Genomic DNA, 25,772 nt, shown 5'->3' on the forward strand with positions numbered 1-25,772 from the left:
TCATGAAAGAAAAAATGATTGTCCCCACCTGGGGATATGTATTCCTCCTGATCATTATATTTGTTCCTTTTCTGTATGTATATGCAATGACGGCGCAGTGGAGTCCCTTTGCAGTGAAAGGATCCCTATTTTTGCAGTTTTATGGGATTTGTTTAGGCGGTAGCTGCCTGGCAATATTATTACCTCGTTTATTCGATTCTCTGGCCGATTTTTATGCGCCATTGAAATGGTTGTTTATTTTTATGCTGGTTGTAGGATTGGCAAGACTGTGTCAGGGCATTTATCACCATAAGCCGGTGGGGTACCTCGTGTTGATGCTGATAGCAGAGTGGGGAGTCTGGCAACTGGGAAAAATGGGGTATAATGAAAAGAGATAGACGGATGTCTATCTCTTTAGGAGCTGTAGGGGATTCTCATAGTGTTTACATAGAATAGAATAACATTAGCAGGTAGATATTATTACCCTTCATTTAATATTAGTTTTTGGAGCAACGCAGGACGAAATATGCTAGGTTTTCTGACCAGATTGGTGTAATATTATTTAATTAATTTATATAAAGTGACAATGGTAACAACAATGGATGAAAGTATAATGATTGCAAGTTGTTGCGCAACTTCACCCTTGTTTTTTAAATATTTTTAATGCAAAGATCTTTTAGTCACTACTGTATCTGGCTGTACTTCAAAAGTCAGCATTATAAATTAGCCTTTTAAACTTATTAGATGAAGTGACTCATAAACGCGATGAAAATGCTGTTGTATCCAACATTGTATACTTTAAGGAGTACTGGAAGGGGCTAATAATGTGTAAGTTATAGACTAAAAGTGATATTTGTATAATTATATTATTTTATATGATAAAGAAAATTCGAATTGATAATGTATTTTTATATTACTTACCTGCTGCGTAGTGTAAAATTTTATATATAAGGGATAAGATGCTAGCTTTTTTTAGAAGTAAGACCAGTGCAAAGCCGCCTGATATCAGCCGAAAATTAATGGAATGGTTTTCATTCTTTTTGTCTGATAAGTATTATGCAACCAATATCCGGATATGGTCTCATGTGCTCATGTGGGCTTGTTTGTCTGTGCTGTATGGGCTTATGATGAGTTCCAACTTTACGGTATCAATCAGCGTGAGCATCCTGTTTATGATCAGGAATATTCTGGGGGCTATGTTTTTCTTTTACACGGCATTCTACTTTATCATTCCTAAAGTATTGCTGAAAGGCTATTTTTTCCTGGCACTGTTATGCTTTTGCGGTCCTTTTATTTTCTGGTCTGTTATCAATTATTTGTGCGCGCTGTATGCGGTTAATTTCCTGGTGATAAATGATCCATCCCTGCGGGATTTTCTGCATCGGGTAGTGGACGCGGGATGGCTGGATACATTTGCGCTCGATCATATGCTGAAGATTTTCTTTCCGGTGGTGATGACTACTGCGCCGGCTTTGTCATTGAAGCTGATATTGGATGTTATCCGGGGATCTACCCGTACATTGCGGCTGGAACGGGATAACCTGAATCTGGAAGTGAGTTTTTTGCGTTCGCAGCTGAATCCGCATTTCCTGTTCAACACATTGAATAATATTTACTCTTTATCCATACGAAACGATGCCCTGGCATCGGATCTTATTATGCACCTGTCTGAAATGATGCGCTATACGCTGTATGATTCCAATACAGACAAGGTGCCACTGGATATGGAAGCAGAGTTCCTGAAAAATTATGTAGAGCTGGAAAGCGTGCGGTATGGAAAAAATGCCAGCATCCGGTTTGATTGCGACACAGACCGGATGGGAGAACGGCAGATAGCCCCGTTGCTGATGTTTCCTTTTGTAGAAAATGCCTTTAAATATTCACATAGCACTAATTCAGATAAATGCTGGATACATGCCTCCCTCGAAGTGGAGGCGCATCAACTAAAATTTGAAATCTCTAATAGTAAAGGAGAAATGCCTGCCGGCAGAAAAGTACAGGGCGGCATTGGTCTTAGTAATACCCGGAAACGACTGATTTTGTTGTATCCAAATGAGCACACTTTATTTATAGAAAATAATCCCGAATATTACAAAGTTGTCTTGACACTAACGCTGAACTAAAAAATATGGATCAAGTAATTACCTGCCTTGTAGTGGATGACGAACCCTTTGCAAGAGACCTGATGGAAAATTACATTGCACGGGTTCCCTATCTCCAACCTGTGGCCTTTTGTGAAAATGCCTTTGATGCCATTAATGAATTACAGCGGCAATCTGTTGACCTGTTGTTTTCAGATATACAGATGCCAAATATCAATGGCATAGAAATGATCCGTTCACTCAGCAATCCACCATTTGTTATTTTTACTACTGCTTCAAAAGAGCATGCCATTGCAGGTTTTGAACTCGATGCGGTTGATTACCTGGTAAAGCCTATTTCATTTGAAAGATTTCTGAAAGCAGTTAATAAAGCCCGTAATAATATCAGTCAGCGGTTACAACAGTCGTCCGTTACGGAGCCTGTAAAGCCTAAACCTACACCATCCAACCACCTTTTTGTAAAAGATAATAATAAGTTAACCAAGGTCCTTTTCGATGATATCTACTATGTGGAGGGGATGAAGGACTATATCAAAATTGTATGTAAAGACAAAAGTATCATTACTTACATGCGCATGAAAGTAATGGAAGATGTATTGCCTCCAGACCAGTTCATGCGCATCCACAAATCATACATTATCCGGCTGCAGGCTATTAAGTCCATTATGGGAAATACCGTGGAAGTAATCAACGGACAAACCGTTATCATTTCCAAAGCTTCCCGTCAGGACCTTAAACGCTTACTTGGCATTGCCAACTATAATGATGACGATGAGTAACAATCCTACCGCGTAATAGTAGCAGTTGGTCGAAAATAACGGGAATTACGTCTAATAAAATATGTGATTTAATATCTAAGGGCGAGCTTAGGTGATTGATAGCTGTCGTCAATCATTAAAAAAATATGTTATGTCAAAAATGAATGTGTCTGTAAATAATCGTCCTGTGTTAATGTTAGAGAAACAAATTATTTCAAAAGCTGATGTTTCTACGATTGAAAATATGAGTGCTTCCGATAAATCAGGTGTAAGAATGGCAGATTCAAGTTTTCCCACCATTCCAACTACCTGGGGGGCTTCCCCAGCTGTTTCAGAAGCGTAACCCGCTGGTGCTTACTATTCCTAATTGTTTAACCCTTTGGTATAAAATGCAATACAGATGTGCCATAATAGATGACGAGCCTCTGGCATTAGACATACTGGAAAGCTATATCCAACGAACTTCCTATTTGAAACTTGTAAAAAAGGCATCAGAGTTAGATACGATTGATAACCTGATCACCGAAAGAAAAGTGGACGTTGTTTTTCTGGATGTTAATTTAAGAGGAAATACAAGAGATATTATAGCGCAGTTCCTTAAAAAGGACTGCGTTTTTATTCTCGTGACCGCTTATTCCAGCCGTGAAGTAGCCTCCCTCTGCTGGAAAGAAAAGAGGGGATACCTCGGTAAACCAGCCAGCTATAAGAAGTTTGTGCATGAAATGGAAAGAGTAATTCCCGGTATCAAAATAGCCGTTACCTGACATCGTAAAAAACCTTTTATCTTTATTTAAGCATACTGATCGGGAAATATTCATTTCCCACTAAACTAAGTATGTTTGAATGATATGTCCCTGCTTACTAGTTGCGGCTTTTACCTGCTCCGAATGCCGCTGTTGTCATGTGAAGAAGTACTCCGCTTACACCAAAGGAGTCACAATGATCAGGCGTCTTTTATAGCGGCGATCAGGGAAACGTATACCCGTCCACTGTTGCAGGAAGCTGTTTTCCTGGCCAGTCCGGCCCTGCATAGCGAAATGCTGAAGTGGCTGGCAGAACCGGACAGCCACCTTAAATTGCCGATGGCCCTCTATCGCTACCTCCTGAGAATGAGTGCCCGCTGTACACCTTACGGACTATTTGCTGGTTGTATGACTGGTTATATTGGTGATTATCCGTCGGAATTTTCGTCTGCCGCCACCAACAACCATCATAAAGTGGCCCGTTTGGACATGGAATACCTGTCCGAGCTGGTGAATGAACTGGTACAACAACCGGAACTCCGGCAGCAGCTGCGATTTTATCCAAACAACAGTCTTTATGAAATCGGGTATTCCATCCGCTATTTTGAATATCAGTTAAGGGATAAAAAAAGACATTATTTTCTCAGCGCCTTCTCACAAAACGATTATATCACTGCCATATTAACCGCTGCCAGGGCCGGCACCCGGATCGATCAACTGGTAGCGGAACTGGGGAAACTGGATATTTCTCCGGAAGAAGCCCTTCCTTTTATTGAATCCCTGATCAGCAACCAGATCCTGGTAACCGGTTTAACGCCGGCTATTACCAGCCGGGACAACCTTTCTGTACTCATCGGGGAGTTACAGGCCTGTGAACAGCCGCCAGCGGGTTTGCCCGCCCTGCAACGCATACAGCAACTACTTCCCATGCAAACAGCCGGAGTACAACATTACCTGGAAATTAAAACGCTGCTGGCAGCAAATTTTCCTGCTATTACCGCTAAAGATCCGGTGCAGGTAGATCTTTTCTTCCAGCCTGCCACCGCCCATCTTTCCAACCATGTAATGGATCTGCTGTTGCACCGACTGGAGCGGCTTGCAGTATTGGGTACCCGGGGAATGCCTGCCGATCTGCAAACTTTTAAACAACAATTTCTGCAACAATACGAGCAACGGGAAATTCCCCTGATGATGGCACTGGACAGCGAATCAGGCATCGGTTACGGGATCGTGTCGGGAGATCATTCCAGCTACACTCCACTGATCGATGATCTTGTAATGCCCGCCGGCAAAAGAAAGGACACTTTTTCCTGGAATGCGCAGGCGAAGTTTGTGTTACAGCAATTCCTGCTGGCGCAACAGCAGCAGGCAATGGTTATCCACATTACGGATACAGACCTGGATGCACTGAAGGAGGCCATGGAAGCCCCGGTACTGCCGCCATTTCTTTCTTTGTTAGGATCCCTGATCGCTAAGGATGCCGCTGCACTCGATAGTGGTGACTTCCAGTTGTTGCTCCGGTCCTGCAACGGTCCTAACGCCCTGGCACTGCTGGGACGATTTGCCACCGGTAATGAGGCCCTGCAGGCAAAGCTGAAGGAGTTTGTTGCTATGGAACAGGCCCTGGAAAAAGACTGTATCCTGGCAGAAGTAGTGCATTTACCGGAAGGCCGCACCGGCAATGTATTATTACGGCCATCCCTATACGATTATGAAATCCCTTTTCTCGGAAACGGTAGCGTGGCCGCTGATTTCCAACTACCCGTCAGTGATTTGTATGTATCGGTACGCAACAACAGGGTGGTATTGCGCTCTGCCCGGCTGGACAGGGAAGTCTTGCCCCGGCTCACCAGCGCGCATAATTTTACAAGGGGATTATCGGCCTACCGGTTTTTATGTGATTTGCAGCAACAGCAGGCATTATCCATTCATTGGAACTGGGGGCAACTGACAGAACAACCATTTCTACCACGAGTCGTATACCAGGAAATTATACTCGAAAGAGCCCGTTGGTTTATTTCCAAACAGCGTTTCGAGGCGCTGTTACAGCAGCATTCTCCGGAGGCAGCCTTGCAGCTGCTGAAAGAGCAACATCATATGCCGGACCTGGTGTTACTATCTGAAGGCGATAATGATCTGTTGATAGACCTCCGCAGTGTATTTGCCGGAATGTTGTTAACGGATAAACTGAAAAAGGGGAATGTAGTGTTATATGAACAGTTATTTAATGAGGATACCCGTTTGCAGACGAATGAAAGCGGCTTTTTCTGTAATGAAGTGATTATACCGATCTGCAATACAGGATATAAGGACACCCCTGTGGTATGGGACGGCCGCGTTGATGAGGTTTCACCCGCCAGGGACGCGGTGGGCGTTACAAAACGAAATTTTCCTCCGGGCAGTGAATGGCTATATGTAAAGATTTACTGTGGTACCAAATGGATGGATAAACTATTGATAAATGAATTGCAGCCGCTGATAAACCGGTTGCAGACGGCGGAGCTAACAGATTATTGGTTCTTTATCCGCTTCCGGGATCCGGACCATCATCTCCGTATCCGTTTTCATTTACCACATTACCCGGATAGCAGCCCTGTTATCATCCAGCAGTTGCAGGAGGTGATCGCCCCTTACCTGGAAAATGATATTGTACAGAAAATACAATTCGACACCTACATAAGGGAACTGGAGCGGTATGGAGCAGATGTAATGGAATTGAGTGAACAATTCTTTTTTCACGACAGTGTGGCGGTTGTCCGTTTGTTATCGCTGATATCCGGTACGGAAACAAGTGATCGCTGGTTATTGGCCATGAAGGGAGCTGATGACCTGCTGACGCATTTCGGATACGGACCTTTAATGAAACTGCAATTATTCCGGGAGCTGCAACAGCAGTTTTTTGCAGAGCATTACGGAGATGCCGCGTTGCTGCGGCAATTGAATAATAAGTACCGGCAACATACACGGCTCATTACGACGGTATTGGATAATAACGGAAACGATTATACGCTGCCGGCAGCATCGGCGGAAATATTGCATGCGCGTGGTGCCGCCCTGAGAGACCTGGCCGGTAAGGTGACGGCGGTCCGGGCATCTGCAACGGCAGCGCTGTTGCCGCATTATCTGCATATGTTCCTGAACAGGATGTTCAGCGCCAATGCCCGGTTGCAGGAGCTGGTGATATATCATTACCTGATGAAGTACTATGCCTCGAAGGTAGCGAGAGGCTGAGGTAGGCCCAGCCATGAATGCCATTTATCCAATATTTACGGATTAAATAAAAACCTTATTATTTTTACAGGACAGGATTTGAAAAACTCTATTATTTCATTGAAACTATAATAGCATGAAAACGAAAATAATTTTGCTGGGGTGCTTGTCTGTCATGACCTTGTTGGCTGCCCGCGGTCTGGCAGGTACTGACGACAGCAGTGCGCTGCACCATCGCATAACAGCTGATCCCGGGAATGCCGGCCTGAAGCTGCCAGCGGGCTTTAAAGTGCAGACAGTGGCAGAAAACCTGGGAGCAGCCCGTCATATCGCAGTAACGCCGCTTGGGGATATCTATGTAAAAGTACAGTCTTCAAAACCCGGGAAAGCGATTGCGGTTATACACAATGGTGTTGCGAAATCTTTCGGCACCTACCGCGGTACTGGTATGGTGATTAAAGGAAACTATCTGTATACTTCTTCCGATGAAGAGGTGTATCGTTATAAACTGAATGATAAATACGAAATCATCAACCCGGAACACCCGGACAAGATAGTGACTGGTTTAATCAACCGTCATCAGCACGAGGCCAAGGCATTGACATTGGATAATGACGGCAACATCTACGTAAACATTGGTGCTTACTCTAACTCCTGCCAGGTGCAGGACAGGGCAAAAGGTTCCAAAGGTATAGAAGGCTGTCCTATATTGGATTCTGCAGGCGGCATCTGGCAGTTTAAGGCAGATAAGCTGAACCAGACGTATGGTGACGGCGTGCGTTATGCCACCGGTTTACGTAATGTAGTAGGGCTGGACTGGAATACCTCGCTTAACCAGTTATTTGTAATGCAACATGGCAGAGATGGTTTGTTTGATATGTTCCCGGAATACTACAACCTGGAACAGGGAAATGAATTACCAGCAGAGTGTATGTATGCATTGAAGAAAGGTGATAATGCAGGATGGCCTTATATTTATTATGATGGATTCAAGCATAAGAAAATGCTGGCGCCTGAATATGGCGGTGATGGTAATAAAACAGGTGGAGAGAATGCAATAGACCCTGTGGTGGCATTTCCAGCGCATATGGCGCCCAACGGGCTCTTGTTTTATACTGGTAATCAGTTTCCGGAGAAATATAAGAATGGCGCCTTCGTTGCTTTTCATGGTTCATGGAATCGCCAGAAAGGGCAAAAGGGATATTTTGTAGTATTTGTTCCGTTTAAAGATGGCAAGCCTGCCGGCAACTGGGAAGTATTTGCCGATGGCTTTACAGGCATTGACAATATACAATCACCCGGCCAGGCACAGCACCGCCCTTGCGGATTGGCACAGGGCCCTGACGGATCATTGTATGTAACAGATGATGTAAAAGGAACAGTATATAAAATCAGCTATAGCGGTAAATAATATTGTATGAAGAAAGTTATGATGATTGGTGTTGCACTCTGTGCAACACTTTCTTTTTTATCGGCGCAAACGAAACCAGGGAAGAACCCGGCTCAGAGCCAGTCTGTAAGCAGGGGTAAAAAGGTGTATGAACAATACTGCCTGACCTGTCACCAGGTAGATGGTAGTGGCGTGCCACATCTGAATCCACCGTTGACAAAAACCACTTTTGTATTGGGGAACAAAACTAAACTCGTACAAATTGTTTTGAAAGGAATGCAGTCGTCCGAGCCAATAGATGATGAATACTATTCCAATAATATGCCTCCGCATAACTTTCTGAAAGACCAGGAAATAGCAGATGTATTAACGTATGTGCGTAACAATTTTGGCAATAAGGCCAATGCAGTTACTGCTACAGAAGTGAAAACCATCCGGGCGAAAAATTAGTTTTTAGCCATTAGCTTTTAGCTGTTAGCAAATGCAACATAATCGTTGTTACCTTTGTTTAAGGCTAAAAGCTAAAAGCTAAAAGCTAAAAGCTAAAAGCTAAAAGCTAAAAGCTGTTTATGAAAATTCTCTGGAGCTACTTAAAGCCACACAAGTGGTTGGTCGTTTGGTCTTTATTGCTTGCAGGAATCAGCCAGATCCTGGTGATGACGGATCCGTTAATATTCGGAAAGATCATTGATGATTATGCAGGCAAAACCGGGAGTAAGTCAGAGCCGGAATTAGTCAAGGGGGTGCTGTTCTGGTTGGGAATTGCAGTGGTCATTGCCTTGGTGGCCCGGTTGGCGAAATCCTTCCAGGAATATGTGTTGCGGCTGGTGGTACAGAAATTTGGGATGCAGGTATTCAACGATGGCCTGAAACAAACGCTCCGCCTATCATTTGAGGAGTATGAAGAACAACGGAGCGGCGAAACCCTCGCGGTATTGCAAAAAGTAAGAACAGATACCGAACGTTTTATCACCGCGTTTATCAATATCCTGTTTACGGCTGTAGTGGGGATGGGATTTTTAATCTGGTATGCTATCACCAAGCATTGGGCGCTGATACCGGTATTTGTGGTAGGAATAATTTTTTTAGGCGGGCTCACCGGCTTGCTCAGCAAAAAAATGAAAACCGTGCAGCGTGCTATTAACCGGGAAACCCTGCAACTTTCCGGTGCTATTACAGAGTCGCTGCGCAATATAGAATTAGTCAAAAGCCTGGGACTTACCTTCCCTGAAATAAGGCGTTTAAAAACTTTTACCAAAGAAATATATGACCTGGAAATGGAGAAAACCAGACAGGTACGAACCCTTTCCTTTTTACAGGGCACCACGCTCAACGTGCTGAAACAGTCTATCCTGTTTATTTTACTCTGGCTCATTTTCCGCAATATTTTAACAACGGGAGAGCTGATCACCATGCAGTTTATCACCACGGCTATATTTGTGCCGTTGCAGGATCTGGGGAATATCATTATTCAGTACAGGGAAGCGGAAGCTTCTTTATATTTATTTCATAAACTGATGCAACGCCCTGTGGAAGAGCGCCCGCTGGAGCCGGTGGAAATCGGGGATCTGCAGCAGCTACGATTTGAAAACGTAGTATTCAGGCATAAAACGGCTACCTCCAATGCGTTGGATGGCATTTCTTTTTCTGTGGAAACCGGTGATACCATTGCTTTTGTGGGGCCATCCGGATCCGGTAAATCTACCCTGGTGAAATTGCTGGTGGGCTTGTATAAGCCGGTATCAGGAGAAATATATTACAACGATGTACCTACCGCGGATATCCGGTTTAATGCGTTAAGAAGACAGATTGGTTTTGTAACACAGGACACGCAGCTATTTGCAGGTACTATTAAAGAAAACCTGTTGTTTGTAAAGTCGGATGCCACGGATGAAGAAGTGTTGGAAGCGCTGTCCAAGGCATCCTGTAACGCTTTGCTGGCACGTTCTGCTAAAGGAATTTATACGAAGCTGGGAGAAGGCGGGGTGAAATTATCGGGTGGGGAAAAACAACGTATTTCCATTGCGCGGGCGTTGATCCGGCGCCCCCGCTTACTTATTTTTGATGAAGCTACTTCCGCGCTGGACTCTATTACAGAGGAAGCAATTACAGATACTGTGAGAAGTATTTCTGCCTTGCGGGAACAGATTACCGTGTTGATTGCGCATCGTTTATCTACGATTATGCACGCAGACCGGATCATTGTGCTGGAAAAAGGTAAGATTGCAGAAACCGGCACACATGAGGAACTGGTAGAGCATAAGGGGCTTTATTATGCGATGTGGCGGCAACAGATTGGGGAAAGACGGTCTGATGAATTGTTGGCCAAAGAAGAAAAGGAAGCGTCCGACCCCGATGATGCGGAGTGGGACGCGCTGTAACGGTTGACGATATTGTAAGATGCGGGAAGTGTATCTCTTAACGCTGCCATGCGCGGACTGTAGAATGATTACTGCGAAACACGTTTATATACATACTCTATAGCGAGGTATTCTTTGCCGGAAGGGAGTGTCCAGTATTGGTGTATCACATCGCGATCGGGTCCTTCTATGCTGAAAGTGCGGCGTTGTTTTGCCATCTGTCCTGCGGTTTCTTTGCCTATCATCGCGGGAACGGGAAATGCAGACAGGTAGGTTGTCATCTCTTTCCCATTAGCAACTTTTCCATCAAAGCTTGTTTCAAACATCATGATAGGGAAGCGTGTGTCCATTACAATATATTCCCAGCGCTGGTTGATTTTGTTGAAGCTGAGATAGGTAATGCGGCTGAAGGGGGGTGTATTTTTTCCGGGCAATGGTTCCATTATTTCCTGGAGGAAATTGCCAACAAATTGCCGCGTTACTTTGAAGGTACCCAATGGAATGGGTGCTGCGCCTGGTTTCGGCCATATGCGCATGTCTACTTCGTAATGGCCGGCCATCGGCTTCAGCCAGTCGTATTCCGGACCGGTAGCAGCCGTAATGTCTAGGTTTGGATCGTTTTTTTCCTGTGCAGTGATATGGTCGGAACAGAACAAAAATAAGATGGCAAAGAGAGCGGCAATTTTTTGATGCATGTGCAGGGTTTTCATCTTTAAATTTAAGTAATAGTGCGTTGCTCTTTTAATTTTTTTTCAGAAGATGTGATGACAACCTGTTGCGCTGTGAGGTGGGACAGCACCGGGAGATGATCTGATCTACAGTTGCTGCCCATGTAATGATCATCTCCCTATAGTAAAATTATATTAGTAAAATAAGTATGTATATTGGCCGTGAAAAAGTATATCAATGAAACACTTCACGCTCCTGCAACGGGCTATAGCCTGCCTGTTTTTCAGTACCTGTCTGCTGGCTTGTGAACAGCCACCCGCTAAAAAGAAAGTGCCAATGGATACTGTACGGGTAGAAAAGCCCATAGCAGCAACGCTCCCGGAGAGTCCCTGCTCCTTTGATAACGAAGTATCTACACTGGGTATTGGACTGGTGATAGCTCCCCGGAAATTTGAAGTGTTTAATGATAGTTTGTTAACAGAGAGATGGACCAGGGGTGATATGTCAGCCGAAGATACAAGCCTGGCACGTGTGTGCCCGAAATTCTTTAAGCCGGACTATGGCATCATGCATTTTGTTTGTGTAGGAAAGACCGCACAATCGTATCGTATTTTAATCAACTACAAAGAAGTTAAATATCTTCCGAAAACAGCCTCCTATATATTTAAAACCTGGGAAGTGTACCTTCTGCAATCCTTTGGGGTAAAGCGTCTGGTGAATCCAAAAGGAGATAATATTAGTGTGCAACCGCTGAAAACAGCGCCGGACGAGGCCGCAGATACTTTGTCTGTACCAGCCGGACAGGAGCTGTTTTGTCCGGTACAATTGCAGGGAGACTGGCTACAGGTAAAGTACGACTGCTTTTACAATGAAGCCGACAACCCGCATGAAGGCATGCCTTGTCAGGAGTACATTTCCCAATGTAAAACGCCGCTTACTGGCTGGCTGAGATGGCGTAAAGAACAGCACCTGCTCATTGATATTTTCCTGATGCCATAAGTCGGGAAAAAGAAAGATTGTCTTTTAAATCCTATTTAAACTTATATTTTTGTGCTCCAATTAGCGCAACAGCAGGCTATTTAAAAACAAATCCGTGAGTAAAAAATATTATATTATTGATTTCGACAGCACCTTTACGCAGGTGGAAGCATTAGATGAACTGGCGCGCATTTCATTGCAGGAGCACCCTGACAGGGAGCAGATCTATAAAAAAATAGAAGACCTGACCAATCAGGCGATGGATGGTAAATTGTCTTTCAGGGAAAGTCTGGCGGCAAGAGTGCAGTTACTGGAAGCCAACAAAGATCACCTGAAGCAACTGGTGAAACATTTAAAGAAGCAGGTATCTACGTCTTTTTCAAGAAATAAGAACTTTTTCAAACATCATGCAGATGATGTGTTGATTGTGTCTGGTGGATTCAAAGAGTTTATTACACCGGTGGTGTTGCCCTTTCATATTAAAAAGGAAAATATCTACGCCAATACTTTTGTGTTTAATGCCGAAGGGAAAATAGTAGGGTATGATGAAAGCAATCCACTGTCGAATGAAGGCGGCAAAGTGAAACTGCTGAAGGAGCTGCAATTACAGGGCGAAATACATGGTATCGGTGATGGATATTCCGATTTCCAGCTGAAGGAATTTGGAATGATCAAGAAATTTTATGCCTTTACAGAGAATATAGAACGCAAATCGGTTACCGAAAAGGCAGATCATATTACGCCCAGTCTGGATGAATTCCTGTATGTGAATAACCTCCCTTCGGCTATTTCCTACCCGAAAAACCGTATTCATTGCCTCGTGATTGGTGACGTGCCGGATATTGCCGTGAAGTACCTGAAGAAAGATGGCTTTGCCGTGAAGCATGCTACCACGCTGGAAGATAAGCAACTGAAAGATGCCGGGATTATTTTGCTGGGTAATAAAGAATCTGTTTCAGCGGAAAAACTCAGCAAGGCTACCAAGTTAAAAGTCATTGGCTACCTGGGTAACAGTAAAAAACATATTCCGCAGGATGCCTGTACGGATATGGGCGTTGTGATTTTCGACAATATCAAAAAGCCTGAATCTGTTGCCAAAAGAATCGCTAAGTTTATTAACAGCGGAGATGCCTTCAGGAGCAGCAATTTCCCCAATATTCAGTTACCTGAAGTAAAGAACGGACATCGCTTTGTTCATATCCACCGCAATGTGCCGGGGATTATGGCAAGGGTAAACCACGTGCTGGCAGATCGTGAAATTAATATAGTATCACAATTCCTGATGACGAATGAGCGGATTGGCTATGTGATTACCGACATTAGCGTGGATTACGATAAAAAGGTGTTAAAGGACCTGAAACATATTAAGGACACGATTAGTTTCCGCGTGTTGTATTGAGGATATTTTTGATTTATCATAAAAAGGCTTGCTCGCAGAGCAGGCCTTTTTTATGATAAATTATTTTGGATAGTTAGTTCATCTATCTAAGGCTGTTATTTATTGCCAGATTTAGGCGTAAATCTGTTACTGCCTTCCGGTAGTTGACATTGTTTGGATATATTTGACTATCGCATTCGCCGGATAAAAATAATAAGCATATGAAAGCATTAACCTTTTCGAGCTTTGGCACTTCAGACGTATTGGAATATAAAGAAGTGGCTGACCCGGTTTTACGGCCGGGAGAGTTGCTCGTAGAAATGAAAGCTATCGGGCTGAATTTTGCGGATATCTACCGTAGAAAAGGAACTTATCATTTAAAAGGCGAACCGCCATATATTGCCGGTTATGAAGGAGCAGGTATCGTAGCTGACAACAACGATTTACCAGGCTTTAAGAAGGGCGACCGGGTGGCTTTTGCCGATGTTCCTTTTGCCAATGCCACATTGGTGGCAGTGCCGGTTACACATGCCATTCCATTACCGGAAGATATTAGCTTTGATACCGCCGCGGCGGTATTATTACAAGGTTTAACTGCGCATTACCTGGCGACAGACAGTCATAAAACACAACCAGGAGAAACTGTGTTGATACATGCCGCTGCCGGCGGGGTGGGGCAGTTATTGACACAAATATGTAAACTGCTCGGGGCGTATGTGATTGGGTTAACTTCTTCCGCCATCAAAAAAGAGATCGCGCTTTTACAAGGTGCTGATATTGTACTTTTATATGGAGAAGACTGGAAACAGGCCGTTATGGACCGCTGCCCTGCGGGGGTAGATGTGGTATATGATAGTGTAGGCAGCACGCTGGAAGAGAGTTTTAGTGTAACAAAAATTTGCGGACAGGTGGTGTTTTTTGGAATGTCTGGTGGTAATCCACCACTGGTGGATCCGGCGATGCTGATGGATACCTCTAAAACGATTACTGGTGGCGATTTGTGGAACTATTTAATTTCCGGTGAAGAAAGAATAAAGAGGGCACATCAACTGTTTGAATGGATCCGGACAAAGCAGTTACAGGTGGCTACGCCTGCCACGTTTAAATTATCGGATGGAAAAGCCGCGCATGATTTTTTAGAAAGCCGGAAGAGTACCGGCAAAATATTATTGATTCCCTAGTTTATTTTTTTATCACCGGTCGCGGCAGGCGCTTCAGGGTTTGTTTTGCAGCATAGCAGGGCATTTTCCAGCTAATGGAAAAGCCCCCACGGTTTCCGTGAGGGCTGAAAACAAATGGGACAACTATCTTTTGCTGATATCACATAGCATATCAGAATGGATGTTTAATCCAATGTTGGTTAAATTATAGAGGTGCTCACTGCCCACCAGGAATATGATCTCACAGATTTCCCGCTCAGAAAAATAACGGGCCATCCGGGCAAATGTATCGGGGTCTGCTTTTTTTTCTTTTGTCAGCACCGTCACATAGTCCAGTACTGCCCGTTCTGCCTCTGTGAAAAGGGGGCTGCTGTTATAGTGCTGTAGTGCATCAAATTTGGCTTCATTCATAGATGCTTTGATCGCAGTCAAACGGGCAGCATCTATGCAGAAAAGACAAATGTTTAAGCGGGCTACCTGTTCGCGTATCAGCATAGCGGTTTCCTTGGGCAGCATCAGCTTCTTATCCAGCTGGGAAACCTTCCCGTAGAACATCCCAAAGGCGGCAGGCAGCCGGGCGGAATGCACTTTCAGTGGCATCAGCACTTTACCAAACTGTTTGCGGGTAAAGAAATATGCAATTTTCATCATCAGCCCTGCGGGCTTTTCTATGGGAGAAAGAAAAGTATCCATTGTATGGTGTTTTAAGTTGTTATACACCCTTATAAGGACTGACCTGTTAAAAATAGGACAGGTCCCGGAAAAAAAATTTCGGGACCTGGGTCATTACCTTTTATATCTGTATTATTTAATCTTATACCGCCATCCTGCATAGAACATCCGCCCAGTAACCGGCCCCCATACCAGTGAGGCATCGAAATAAGGACTGAAAGGCTGGTTAGCTGCGATGATGGCGTCCGGTTGTATGAAGTTGGAGAGATTCTCACCCCCAACATAAAAATCCATCGGATGTTTCCTGCCAACCGTTTTCGTGATCTGTGCATTCATCAGTACATAATCGCTGGAATAGGATGGTCTTTGATAGGCCACCGGATTTTCGCCGGTACCAGGGAGCCTTTTTCTGCCATTGTAGTTAACGGTATAGTCAAACTTCCAGCCACTGATGGCATAGGCTACATTGGCAAAAGCGCGGTGACTGCTGGTAAACGGCTTTTCCATCAGTTGCCCGCTATAGGTGGTTTTTACATCAAAGTAACGGTAGGCCAATCGGACGTCTAATTTTTTGAACGGCTCCATGGTTACTTCTGCCTGTAAACTGTTGGAATAAGATTTTCCATCCAGGTTGTAGAACTTTACCTGTCTGGGGTTTTCCAGGTCTACTACTACCTGGTTACTGAAGTCGTTCCGGAAAAAGTCAACGCTCAGGAGGGCATCGCGTTGGAATAATTTAAATTTCTGGTCTACACTTATACCTTTATTCCAGGCTACTTCCGGATTAAGTCCATATGCTTTGCCAGCTGCGGCGCCTATAATATTTACTTGCCTGGCGCTGACAAATACGCTGGTATTTTCTGCAAAAATATTGGCGGTTCGTTGTCCTCTGCCGGCACTCAGGCGGATGGTAGTTCCGGTAACCGGCTCATAACGTACATTCAGACGGGGTGTTACAAAAAATCCGAATAAATTATTATGATCACCGCGGATACCCGCCACAATGCCTATTTTCCCGGAAGGACTGTAAGTATATTCGAAGAACGCTCCCGGTACAATTTCTGTTCTTTTGTAAATATCCAGTTTAAAATCTTCTTTATAATTATCATACAAAAAGCTAAACCCAGTTCTGAACTGATGGGTAGTGTTGTTGATTATAGACTGGTAAATCAGGTTACCGTAGAAGTTCTGTTGTTTTGCATGATAGGTAGTGGTGCCGAAGTAAGCATCCTGTGAATGACTGATACCGGATAATTGCAGGCCAATGCTTTTATATTTCTTTTGAGGAAACACATACCCGATTTTTCCGAAGGCCTCATATCTTTCTGTGTTCATGCCCAATCCATAGTAGGAGGTTCCGTATTTATCTGTAGATGGATTGAAATCTGTTTGTCCGCCGGTACGTTTATCAATTAATGCTTTTACACCAAATTGTGCGAGGAAGCCTTTTGAATCATCGTATTTCCAGCGGTTGATGGCGCTGAACTGATTGCCGGTAGGGATATCCCGGAAACCATCTTTATTGGCATCCAGTTTTTTATTATTGATAAAATCATCATGCAGCAGTAAACCGGTGGACCATTTCTTCCCGATTTTTTGTGAAAGGTTCAGGTTGAGGTCTGTCTTACCAAAATCATTTACATACACATTGGCAAAGAGCTGTTCACTATTTTCCGGCTTTTTCAATTCTACATTGATCTGTCCGGCAATGCTCTCATAGCCATTTGCAACAGATCCCATGCCTTTGGTCAATTGAATGGATTCTATCCAGGGGCCGGCAATAGCGTTTAAGCCCAGTGGGGTAGCGAGGCCCCTGGGACCCGGAAGATTTTCTACCGTTAGCTGGGTATAAGTACCCGATAATCCCAGTAACTGAATTTGTTTGGAACCGGTTAGTGCATCGTTGTAAGCTACATCTACGGAAGGATTGGTTTCAAAGCTTTCACTCAGATTACAACAGGCAGCTTTGAATAATTCTTTGTCTGTCATTACCTGTGTGCGGATAGGATTGAGAGACGAGATATAGGTAGAATACTGCCGGTCGGTGATTTTCACTTCTGCTAAACGAATCCCGGAGGCGAGTATGATTTTCAGTTCTTCTTTGTTGGTAACGGTAATGGTATCAGGGCGATAGCCGGTATAGGTAACAACCAGGCGGCTGCTGTTACCATCGTGTTTAATATGGAACACGCCAGTAGCATCGGTAACTGTGCCCCGGCTGGTGCCCTGCCAAACAACGCTTGCTCCGGGCAGTGGCGTAAAGCCACCTTTCCTGTCTTCTTCCATCACCACACCTTTGATGGTGACGTCTTTACTTAAAGTTTGGAGGGTATCCTGTCTGGCTTCGTGTATCATTTGTTCCATTTCACGATAGTGGCAGCAGGCGGGCAATTCATTATACACATCTGTTTTTGCCTGTTGGTGATCCAGGTCGTGGCCTACCCCGAGGATGCGATGCTGAATTTTATCCAGGGATGTTTTGGCAGTATTGTAACGCAGCGTTAACAGCTTTGTGTCCACATCCCATACGGCATTGATGACACCTTTTCCCTGCACGGCGGTTTCTATGCGGTGTTTGCATTGTTCGCAGGCGCCAGCTACCTTGAAAGTAATGGTGGTATCTGCGTTTACCTGGGCATAGGAAGAAGCAGTAGTAAAAAGTAATAACAGGGAGATGATAAATCCGGATGCTTTCATGTCAGTTATATTAATGACGATCCTGATCCTGATGGGGATCGGCATTCATTTTTCGTAAATAATTTTATGAGAAGATTACCTGGAACAGGTAGGTGCTGATACGAGAGGAGTACCAGTTATGCAGAAAAGCATCAGATAAGGAAAATGCAATGACGGAGATAGAGCGGACACGGCGTAAGTATGGGCGGTGCATGCGTTTGCGGCTGCATGTTCACGATCATCTGTACCGGCTGCCGGTATCCGTTGCCTGACTGCGGAGGGAGCATTGCTAATACCGACAGGGTATGAAATATGCTATCGGAAGGTTGTTGGTCGTTGGTGATTTTAAATGTTTTGTGTTCGTCTTTACAGCATTTTTTTCCAGAAGACTTTTCAATGCCGCAGTTATCGCAATGCTTTTTATTCTCATGTCCCCATCCCCAGTTGCTAACTTTGCCCATGCAGTAATGGACATGCACTGTAGCCCCGGTAGATACACCAAGATAGAGGAATAGTAATATGAGCGTAACGAATTTTTTCATGTTGACAATGTAAAACTAGGCTGTTTTTTCAATTGCATTGTTACATAATTATGAGATCATTTATATAATTCCGGTTATTCGAAAAAGGTGGTTAATTCGGTTACGGTTTGTTTGGCTGTTCTGCCAACGCCAATGAGTGTAGCAGAAGCAAAGCCCGTCCATGAGCCATAACCCATGAGCCATAAGCCACTGATAGCTGTTGCCCGCGTACCCTGCGTGTTAATTCTGCCATCCGGCTGTATAATACCCAGTGGTTTCAAATGGTCAAGAGCGGGTTTATAGCCGGTACAGAAAATGACGGCATCGGCAGGCTCCTTCCAGCCACTGTTCCAGCCGAGCCCTTCCTCATAAAAATGATCGAATGGAGGGAGTGCATTTTCGTAAACACCTCTTTCGCGTGCTTCTTTTACAGCGGGGACTACTACTATCTTGCCAATGGAAAGCCTTTGATAATCTTTGCCTTGTTTCTGGGCTTCATACTGTTGTGTGGCAGCATCAAAGAGGTATTTACCATCTATGTCATYAGGCAGGAATTCCGGCGGTTTCCGGGTCACCCATACCGTGTCGGCAACTTTAGATACTTCAGCCAGAATCTGTGCCCCGGAGTTACCTTCTCCTACGATGGCTATGCGTTGGCCGGAGAAAGGCTCGGGTTCATTGTATTGTGCTGCATGTATCAGTGTACCGCGGAAGGTATCTCTGCCGGGAATATCCGGTGTAAAAGGATTTGTGTAAATGCCCGTAGCACTGATAACTGTTTTCGAAAAATAATCTCCGGCAGTAGTTGTCAGTACAAAGAGGTCTTCCTGTTTTGTTACTGCCAGTACTTTTACGGGTCTTACCACGGGGAATTTGTACCGGGCTTCATATTCCTGCAGGTAGCTAATCGTTTCCAAACGGGAGGGATAATAATGCTGACCACCGGGCATTAAAACGCCCGGCAGGGAACTCCATAGTGCAGGTGAGAATAGGGTGAGTGATTTCCAGGTGTGTTGCCAGGCGCCACCGGGATTGATTTCATTATCGAGGAGGAGGTAATTAAGGTGGGTTCTGCGAAGAAAGTAAGCTGCTGAAAGGGCTGCCTGTCCTCCGCCAATGATGATCACATCGTATATAGTGCTGTTTGCTGCTATCATATCGCTGATGTATTATATCTGCGATGAAGATATAAAGCTTTCTCGGAATGTGCTAAAATTGATCATCCTGAGTCTTGTTTTTTTTGAGTGAGTTGTACCTTTGTTGTAAATATATTTTTATGAGCGAAAAAGACTATAATGCTTTAATGGAGTTGGCCGAGCGAAAACTGAAAGAAAAGGTTTCTGTTGAAGAGGCCCTGCAGTCACTTGTTCGGGCAGGGATTCTTGATGAAAATGGTAATTACACCAAACCATATGAGTGCCTCAAAGTAACTTCTATCTCTTAAGTTAGCAATCAATTTTATGTATGATGTTAAGCCCAATTTAATCATTGGATTTCATGGTTGTGATGTGGCCGTGAGAGATGCGCTTTTGCAAAATCCGAATGATTATAAGATCAGTCAAAAGCCATTTGACTGGTTAGGACATGGTTTGTATTTTGGGAAATAACTACGACCGCGCATTGCAATGGGCTAATGACAAAAAGAGACGTGGTGATATTAAAAATCCCGCTGTTGTTGGTGCTGTTCTTTATTTAGGATATTGCTGCGATTTTCTTGATACCAGATACATAAATTTGCTTGCCAGTTATTTCAAGATGATGGAAGAAAGACATAAGATGTTGGGTAAGATATTACCACAAAATAAAGATCTTTCTTACGATCGTCATAAGGATAAAATCCTGAGACATCTGGATTGTGCTGTTATTGAATTTATGCATGCTGAAATATATGACCAGATTAAGGCTGATATGACTGCGGGAAGATTTTCACAGCTAAAAATATTCGATTCCACCCGCGGTGTGTTTACTGAAGGAGGACCTGCATTTGCGGGTGCCGGATTATTTGAAAAAAGTCATATCCAGATTTGCATCCGAAATCCTAATGTCATTCAGGGCTTTTTTATGCCGAGAAAGGAAGTGGATTTCGTGCGGAGGATGGAAGTACAGGAGCTGCCTAAAACAATGAAAACCACTTGGTGAAGCCGCTTAGTTCGTTTCACTTCCCCTAACTATTAAACTGCCTGAGATGGTGATCCGAATGTTTATACGCCAAATACCCAATCTGCTCTTTCGTCATCTTTCCAAAAAAAGGATGTATGAAACCCAGGTTTGAAAAGCGTGCATGTCCTTCCATCAGGGAGATCCATTTCTTCTTTTCTGTTGAGAAGTCTCCACTGGTTTCTGTTACAATCACTTCCGGGCTGGCTGGTGCCTTTTTCATCATAGGGTGGTCATCTTTCACTGAATTTTTCAGTGCCAGCCGGCCAAATATGCGACCAATGAAAGCGCGTTTACAGATGATGTCACCATTTATCATTTCTTCCCACATCCGGCAATGTTTTACCATCTGGTAAACATTCATTTTCCCCCATTGTGCTACATTGTTTTCATTCAGGGAGTTGATCCTGTTTATTAATTCATCCCTGGTAGCCTGTTCAAATATCGTTTTCATGTTGCGGATGTTTTGGTACAAAGAACCGCTATGAACAGGACTTTCATTTCTCCAAAATTGCTGTTTTACGGAAATAATGCAGGGAAATGCCGGATGAAGATCATATAACTGGCATTAACGGCCCCCAACAGCGCCTCATTTCCTCCCGTGGGGCCCATCTCATTATTACCAAATTGTTAACCCCGAAATCTGACTAGGAATATCTTCTTCCCGGAACGTACTCTCTCTGTAAACACCCAAAGCAGGGATATGGATAAACAACTACTTGAAAAGTATTTTAAAGGAGATTGCACAGAACAGGAAGTCGTAGCTGTTGAAGCATGGCTTTCCGGGGCTGACACTCCCCTGCTGGACGAGTTTATGATGGAGAAGTGGGCGGAGGCAAATGAACCAGTAGTGATGAAGCCTAAAGTGCATCGGCTCTGGTATGCGGCGGCAGCCGCTGTATTGGGTGCTATCGCTATGGTCACCTTTTTCTGGCAGCATCATCCTCCTCAACGCCCGGTGGCAGTGAAATGGGATACGCTCCGTAACAAAACCAATAATATACAATTGTTCACCATGGCAGATGGGAGTGAGGTATGGTTGAATACGCATTCTTCGCTCATTTGTCAGCAGGACTATAATAAAACCCGTCGGGAGCTGTGGCTGAACGGAGAAGCCTATTTCAAAGTAGCAAAAGATGATCAGCGTCCATTCCTGGTACATACCGGAAATCTTACTACTACCGTGTTGGGAACTGTTTTTAACATCGCTACCGCTAATAAGGCGGATGGCAGTATACAGGTAAGCTTATTGGAAGGAAAGGTGGCCGTTAGTACGCAAGACAATTTCAACAAAATATTGTTACCCGGACAGATGTTACAGTATGTAGATGGAAAAGATCCGCAGCTGCTGTCTTTCGTAAGTAATGAAGTGCTGGATTGGAAGAAAGGAAAAATTCATTTCGACAACACCATGCTGGCCGATGCATTGGCAAAGTTACAACAGCGCTATGGTTGCAACATTGTACTGGAAGAAACGCAATTAGGAAAAAAGAAGATTTCCGGGGAATTCAGCCGGGACATGTCATTGGAAAGAATATTATCAACACTGGAATATGTGCATAACATTTCGTTTACCCGGGTGGATGATAGTACGTTCCACGTACGTAGGAAATAGTTAACAATGACATTTTTTTCACGGGCCTGCGGGATAGGTTCTATCATTTAAATCAACATAAAAATAAAGTACAGCCTTATGCAAAAATCTACAAATGGATTTTGTACAGGAAGAAGTGTGTCTTGTCATGTGACCTTTCTGTTAGTTTTATTCACAAGCTTGTCGCCATTGATAGCTATGGCGCAGTCTTATAAATCTCTTACCGATAAAGTACAGTTACAATTAAGCAGAACGAATGCGGAGAAAGTAGTGAAGTCGTTACAACAACAAACCCATTATACATTCATCTATGACCCGGAATACCTGCAGCAGTGCGAGTTGAATGACGTTAGATTTTCCGGAACCCCATTGGGTGAAGTATTAAACTACATAGATAATAATGCACCGATTGATATTGAGCTGACGAAAGACAATGCAATTACCTTACGTAAAGGAAGCAGCCCGAAAGCTGCCGGCAGAAGTGGCGGACGCATCACCGGAAAAGTGGTAGACAATAAGAATGAACCATTACCAGGTGTCACTGTAGCGGTTCTTGGAGGACAAGGCGCAGTGACCAATGTAGATGGTACTTATGATATCGCCTTGCCAGCAGGAGTTTATAGTCTTACGTTCAGTTATGTTTCTTTTGAAACACGTAAAGTCACAGAAATTGCCGTTAAAGATAATGGCGCAACACCGCTGAATATAGTATTGAAAAGCAATAGTTCCAGGCTAAAAGAAGTAACTGTAACCGGCAATTATCGTAAAGCATCTATAGAAGGATTGTACGCTATACAAAAGAACAATGCGGCCATTACCGATGGCATCAGTGCCGAGCAGATTGCACGTACACCAGATAAAAATATTGGAGAAGTATTAAAGCGGGTGAGTGGACTTTCTACTATTGATAACAAGTATGTGGTAGTACGTGGTCTTAGCGAACGTTATAACCAGGCGGTGCTGAATGGCCAGGTAATGCCCAGCACGGAGTTGAACAGGAAGAATTTCAGCTTTGATATTATTCCTTCCAATATCGTAGAGAACATCACGGTGGTGAAAACAATCACACCGGATCGTAGTGCGGAGTTTGGAGGTGGTCTGGTAGAAGTGAATACGCTGGATATTCCAACAAACAATTTTCTGAATGTAGCCGTAGGCGCCAGTTATAATGATAAAACAGTAGGAAAGGATTTTTTGTCTTTGCCCCTGAGTGGGAATGAGTATCGTGGTAGTGTGAGTGACCATCGGAATTTGATGGGGTCTCTGGACTGGAAAGACAGGGATGATGTAGTTAAAAAATATGAATTGGTGGGTAAGGAAGGATCAGCATTCTCTAACAACTGGGGCGTTACTAAATTTAAAGCACCGATTTCTCCTAATTTCCAGACATCTTTTGGACATGTATTCCGTGTAGGTAATGGCCAGCAATGGGGAGTAGTAGCCTCTGCCAGTTACAGGAATACATTGGCCACACAGGATGCGTTATTGGGCCGGGATGGATTTAAGGAGGCGCTGACTGATAGCGATCCCCAGCAGTTTAAGGGGCAACGTTACGGATTTGCCACTAATATAGCAGCCTTACTGGGGCTAGGTTATAGAAACGAAAGGAATCGGATTGGCTTTCAATCTATGTATCTGCGTACACTGGATCAGCAGCTGATTTTCGGAAGAGGACAGAATGGGAAATTCGGTTCGGATAATACACTGGCGCTGTTTGATCTTGCGATGCAAACAACATTATGGCAAAATCAGCTGAAAGGTGAACATTCGCTTGGACGCAACGGGGTTAAGTTAAAATGGTCCGGTAGTTACCTAAAACTGGACAGGCAAAAGCCTGATAACCACCAGATGTTCGCTGACTATAAGCAACCAGAAGGCGCAGGTTTAAATGAATATAATATTTCTAACGCAGGAAGCAGTGCTGCTGAAGGAGCTTTGCGCTGGTGGAGCCGTGCACTGGAGAATAATTTAAACTGGGATGTGGCTGTGTCAGTACCGTTTAAATTTAGTGCAGGTAATGTAGGGCTGGATAATACCTTTAAAGGTGGCTATGCAGGCTGGAACAAAGACAGGTTATTTTTTGTGGTGAATACCAATTCGAAGTTTGAGAACAAGGAAGAAAATTATTTCCCACTTGCCAGCGCGTTCACACCAGAACACAACACAACGGTAGCAATGAGTAATTTCGGTGATAACTTTAAACGGAGATCGGCTTCTTTGCATGCCTTATTCGCTATGATGGATAACAAGATTGGCAATAAATTGAGATTGGTTTGGGGCGTAAGGGCGGAGTATTACAACTTAAATAAGGTAAATGATAACCTGGATTCTATATTCTCCAGTTTCAAACGAGAGCCAGGAAAAGAATATGATTATTCCGCACTATTAAACAGAGAGCCTAACTGGAGATTTTTTCCTTCAGCAAATTTAACCTATTCACTGACGCCTACCATGAATCTGCGGGTGGCTTACTCAGAAAGTATTATACGGCCAGATTTACGTGAGTTATCAGTATTCCGGGAGTATGACTTTGAACTAGGTGGAGAGTATTTCGCACAAATTGTAAGATCTACTACTATCAAACATATTGACCTGCGTTATGAATGGTATCCTGGTCCTGGTGAAATCATATCTGCATCGTTGTTCTACAAAGATCTTTCGTATCCTATGGAGATATACCAGATGGATTTGAATAACAGTTTTGAGTTGAAGAATAGTAAGTCGGCGAAGAATTACGGCGTTGAGCTGGAAGTGAGAAAATCACTGGCTTTTACAAATGTACCGGTAGTGCGTAACATCACGTTGTATGGAAACTTCACTTACCTGGATGCGAGGGTAAAAAAGATGAACAGCAACATCGGCATCTTTGATCCGGCTAACCCTTTAAAAGTATCGCTGCAAGAAACAGTGGGAGATGAAGAGAAACGTCCACAAATGGGCGCCAGTAATGTCATGCTCAATGCAGGAGTGTATTATGACAGCAAACCGTTTTCAGTAAGCCTTGCCTATAACCGTGTTACCAATCGTGTTTTTATACCCAACCTCGTTTACTATAATGCTTTAATGGAAAAGCCGTTGGAGGCATTGGATATGCAGGTAGGAGTGAAATTGTTAAAAGATAAGGCAGCCGTGAAATTGAATGTCAGCAATCTATTGAACAGTTTTTCTGTCATCTATCGCAACGCATTTTCCGCAGAAGAAAGCAAGGAATTACAAGGTGGGAAAGCACCTACTATGTCTCAATTGAATTATCAGTCAGGAGATTTGTTGAACTACAGATTAACTCCGGGCCGTACTTATAGCGCTACCATCAGTTATCAGTTTTAATGAAACGATGACGGGTAACGTCCGCACAAGAATTTTTTACGCGTAACCGAAAAATATATCCTGATCAGGTATTCTATCCATTATTAACTAGTGATTTG

General features: G+C 43.8%; 22 protein-coding genes. 16 read left to right on the forward strand and 6 right to left on the reverse strand.

From position 1 onward, the window contains the following. Positions 1-2 precede the first annotated feature (2 nt). The 9 genes from AB4Z08_RS11095 to AB4Z08_RS11135 all read left to right on the forward strand — a co-directional run bounded on the left by AB4Z08_RS11095 (position 3) and on the right by AB4Z08_RS11135 (position 10,563). On the forward strand, positions 3-377 hold the full coding sequence (locus AB4Z08_RS11095) for a hypothetical protein (RefSeq protein ID WP_441573795.1): 375 nt from the start codon (positions 3-5) through the stop codon (positions 375-377). 621 nt (positions 378-998) lie between these two features. Continuing rightward, the gene (locus AB4Z08_RS11100; protein WP_441573796.1) at positions 999-2,102 is read left to right on the forward strand and encodes a sensor histidine kinase; all 1,104 of its coding nucleotides are present in this window, start codon (positions 999-1,001) and stop codon (positions 2,100-2,102) included. 5 nt (positions 2,103-2,107) lie between these two features. Continuing rightward, positions 2,108-2,860: a LytR/AlgR family response regulator transcription factor gene (locus AB4Z08_RS11105; RefSeq protein WP_441573797.1), complete on the forward strand. Its 753-nt coding sequence runs from the start codon at positions 2,108-2,110 to the stop codon at positions 2,858-2,860. A 130-nt stretch (positions 2,861-2,990) separates the two neighbouring features. Beyond that, a complete protein-coding gene (locus AB4Z08_RS11110) occupies positions 2,991-3,182 on the forward strand; it encodes a hypothetical protein (protein WP_441573798.1) in 192 nt (63 codons plus the stop codon). A 46-nt stretch (positions 3,183-3,228) separates the two neighbouring features. Further along, the gene (locus AB4Z08_RS11115; RefSeq protein WP_441573799.1) at positions 3,229-3,603 is read left to right on the forward strand and encodes a response regulator; all 375 of its coding nucleotides are present in this window, start codon (positions 3,229-3,231) and stop codon (positions 3,601-3,603) included. Between the two features lie 84 nt (positions 3,604-3,687). Next, complete coding sequence (locus tag AB4Z08_RS11120) at positions 3,688-6,813, forward strand: lantibiotic dehydratase (RefSeq protein WP_441573957.1); 3,126 nt, start codon at positions 3,688-3,690, stop codon at positions 6,811-6,813. A gap of 115 nt (positions 6,814-6,928) precedes the next feature. Beyond that, the gene (locus AB4Z08_RS11125; RefSeq protein ID WP_441573800.1) at positions 6,929-8,203 is read left to right on the forward strand and encodes a PQQ-dependent sugar dehydrogenase; all 1,275 of its coding nucleotides are present in this window, start codon (positions 6,929-6,931) and stop codon (positions 8,201-8,203) included. A 6-nt stretch (positions 8,204-8,209) separates the two neighbouring features. Next, the gene (locus AB4Z08_RS11130) at positions 8,210-8,632 is read left to right on the forward strand and encodes a c-type cytochrome (RefSeq protein WP_441573801.1); all 423 of its coding nucleotides are present in this window, start codon (positions 8,210-8,212) and stop codon (positions 8,630-8,632) included. A gap of 119 nt (positions 8,633-8,751) precedes the next feature. After that, positions 8,752-10,563, forward strand: coding sequence for an ABC transporter ATP-binding protein (locus AB4Z08_RS11135; RefSeq protein WP_441573802.1), 1,812 nt, complete (start codon positions 8,752-8,754; stop codon positions 10,561-10,563). A gap of 68 nt (positions 10,564-10,631) precedes the next feature. On the opposite strand, the gene AB4Z08_RS11140 is transcribed toward AB4Z08_RS11135, so the two are convergent. Beyond that, positions 10,632-11,237, reverse strand: coding sequence for a DUF1579 family protein (locus AB4Z08_RS11140; protein ID WP_441573803.1), 606 nt, complete (start codon positions 11,235-11,237; stop codon positions 10,632-10,634). Positions 11,238-11,448: 211 nt separating this feature from the next. On the opposite strand from AB4Z08_RS11140, the gene AB4Z08_RS11145 reads away from it, so the two are divergent. The 3 genes from AB4Z08_RS11145 to AB4Z08_RS11155 all read left to right on the forward strand — a co-directional run bounded on the left by AB4Z08_RS11145 (position 11,449) and on the right by AB4Z08_RS11155 (position 14,748). Further along, on the forward strand, positions 11,449-12,210 hold the full coding sequence (locus tag AB4Z08_RS11145; RefSeq protein ID WP_441573804.1) for a hypothetical protein: 762 nt from the start codon (positions 11,449-11,451) through the stop codon (positions 12,208-12,210). Positions 12,211-12,304: 94 nt separating this feature from the next. After that, positions 12,305-13,588, forward strand: coding sequence for an HAD-IB family phosphatase (locus tag AB4Z08_RS11150; protein ID WP_441573805.1), 1,284 nt, complete (start codon positions 12,305-12,307; stop codon positions 13,586-13,588). A gap of 200 nt (positions 13,589-13,788) precedes the next feature. Next, a complete protein-coding gene (locus AB4Z08_RS11155) occupies positions 13,789-14,748 on the forward strand; it encodes a quinone oxidoreductase family protein (RefSeq protein ID WP_441573806.1) in 960 nt (319 codons plus the stop codon). Between the two features lie 123 nt (positions 14,749-14,871). Here the strand turns inward: AB4Z08_RS11155 and AB4Z08_RS11160 are convergent, their stop codons facing one another. From AB4Z08_RS11160 to AB4Z08_RS11175, 4 genes are all read right to left on the reverse strand, one after another. Beyond that, complete coding sequence (locus AB4Z08_RS11160; protein WP_441573807.1) at positions 14,872-15,420, reverse strand: carboxymuconolactone decarboxylase family protein; 549 nt, start codon at positions 15,418-15,420, stop codon at positions 14,872-14,874. A gap of 111 nt (positions 15,421-15,531) precedes the next feature. Beyond that, the gene (locus AB4Z08_RS11165; protein ID WP_441573808.1) at positions 15,532-18,096 is read right to left on the reverse strand and encodes a TonB-dependent receptor domain-containing protein; all 2,565 of its coding nucleotides are present in this window, start codon (positions 18,094-18,096) and stop codon (positions 15,532-15,534) included. A gap of 131 nt (positions 18,097-18,227) precedes the next feature. Next, positions 18,228-18,617: an HYC_CC_PP family protein gene (locus AB4Z08_RS11170; protein ID WP_441573809.1), complete on the reverse strand. Its 390-nt coding sequence runs from the start codon at positions 18,615-18,617 to the stop codon at positions 18,228-18,230. Positions 18,618-18,691: 74 nt separating this feature from the next. Continuing rightward, positions 18,692-19,753 (reverse strand): ArsO family NAD(P)H-dependent flavin-containing monooxygenase, encoded by a 1,062-nt coding sequence (locus AB4Z08_RS11175; RefSeq protein ID WP_441573810.1) that lies wholly within the window; start codon positions 19,751-19,753, stop codon positions 18,692-18,694. A gap of 119 nt (positions 19,754-19,872) precedes the next feature. Between AB4Z08_RS11175 and AB4Z08_RS11180 the strand changes: the two genes are divergently transcribed. Further along, positions 19,873-20,040, forward strand: coding sequence for a hypothetical protein (locus tag AB4Z08_RS11180; protein WP_441573811.1), 168 nt, complete (start codon positions 19,873-19,875; stop codon positions 20,038-20,040). 152 nt (positions 20,041-20,192) lie between these two features. Then, positions 20,193-20,735 (forward strand): hypothetical protein, encoded by a 543-nt coding sequence (locus tag AB4Z08_RS11185; RefSeq protein WP_441573812.1) that lies wholly within the window; start codon positions 20,193-20,195, stop codon positions 20,733-20,735. Positions 20,736-20,760: 25 nt separating this feature from the next. On the opposite strand, the gene AB4Z08_RS11190 is transcribed toward AB4Z08_RS11185, so the two are convergent. After that, entirely contained in the window at positions 20,761-21,207 is a 447-nt protein-coding gene (locus AB4Z08_RS11190; RefSeq protein ID WP_441573813.1) for a DUF1569 domain-containing protein, read from the reverse strand. A gap of 249 nt (positions 21,208-21,456) precedes the next feature. On the opposite strand from AB4Z08_RS11190, the gene AB4Z08_RS11195 reads away from it, so the two are divergent. Continuing rightward, positions 21,457-22,368 (forward strand): FecR family protein, encoded by a 912-nt coding sequence (locus AB4Z08_RS11195; protein ID WP_441573814.1) that lies wholly within the window; start codon positions 21,457-21,459, stop codon positions 22,366-22,368. A 78-nt stretch (positions 22,369-22,446) separates the two neighbouring features. Beyond that, entirely contained in the window at positions 22,447-25,674 is a 3,228-nt protein-coding gene (locus AB4Z08_RS11200; RefSeq protein ID WP_441573815.1) for a TonB-dependent receptor domain-containing protein, read from the forward strand. The last annotated feature ends 98 nt before the right edge of the window (positions 25,675-25,772 follow it).

This window comes from Chitinophaga sp. RAB17 (assembly GCF_052114225.1).
Lineage (GTDB): Bacteria > Bacteroidota > Bacteroidia > Chitinophagales > Chitinophagaceae > Chitinophaga.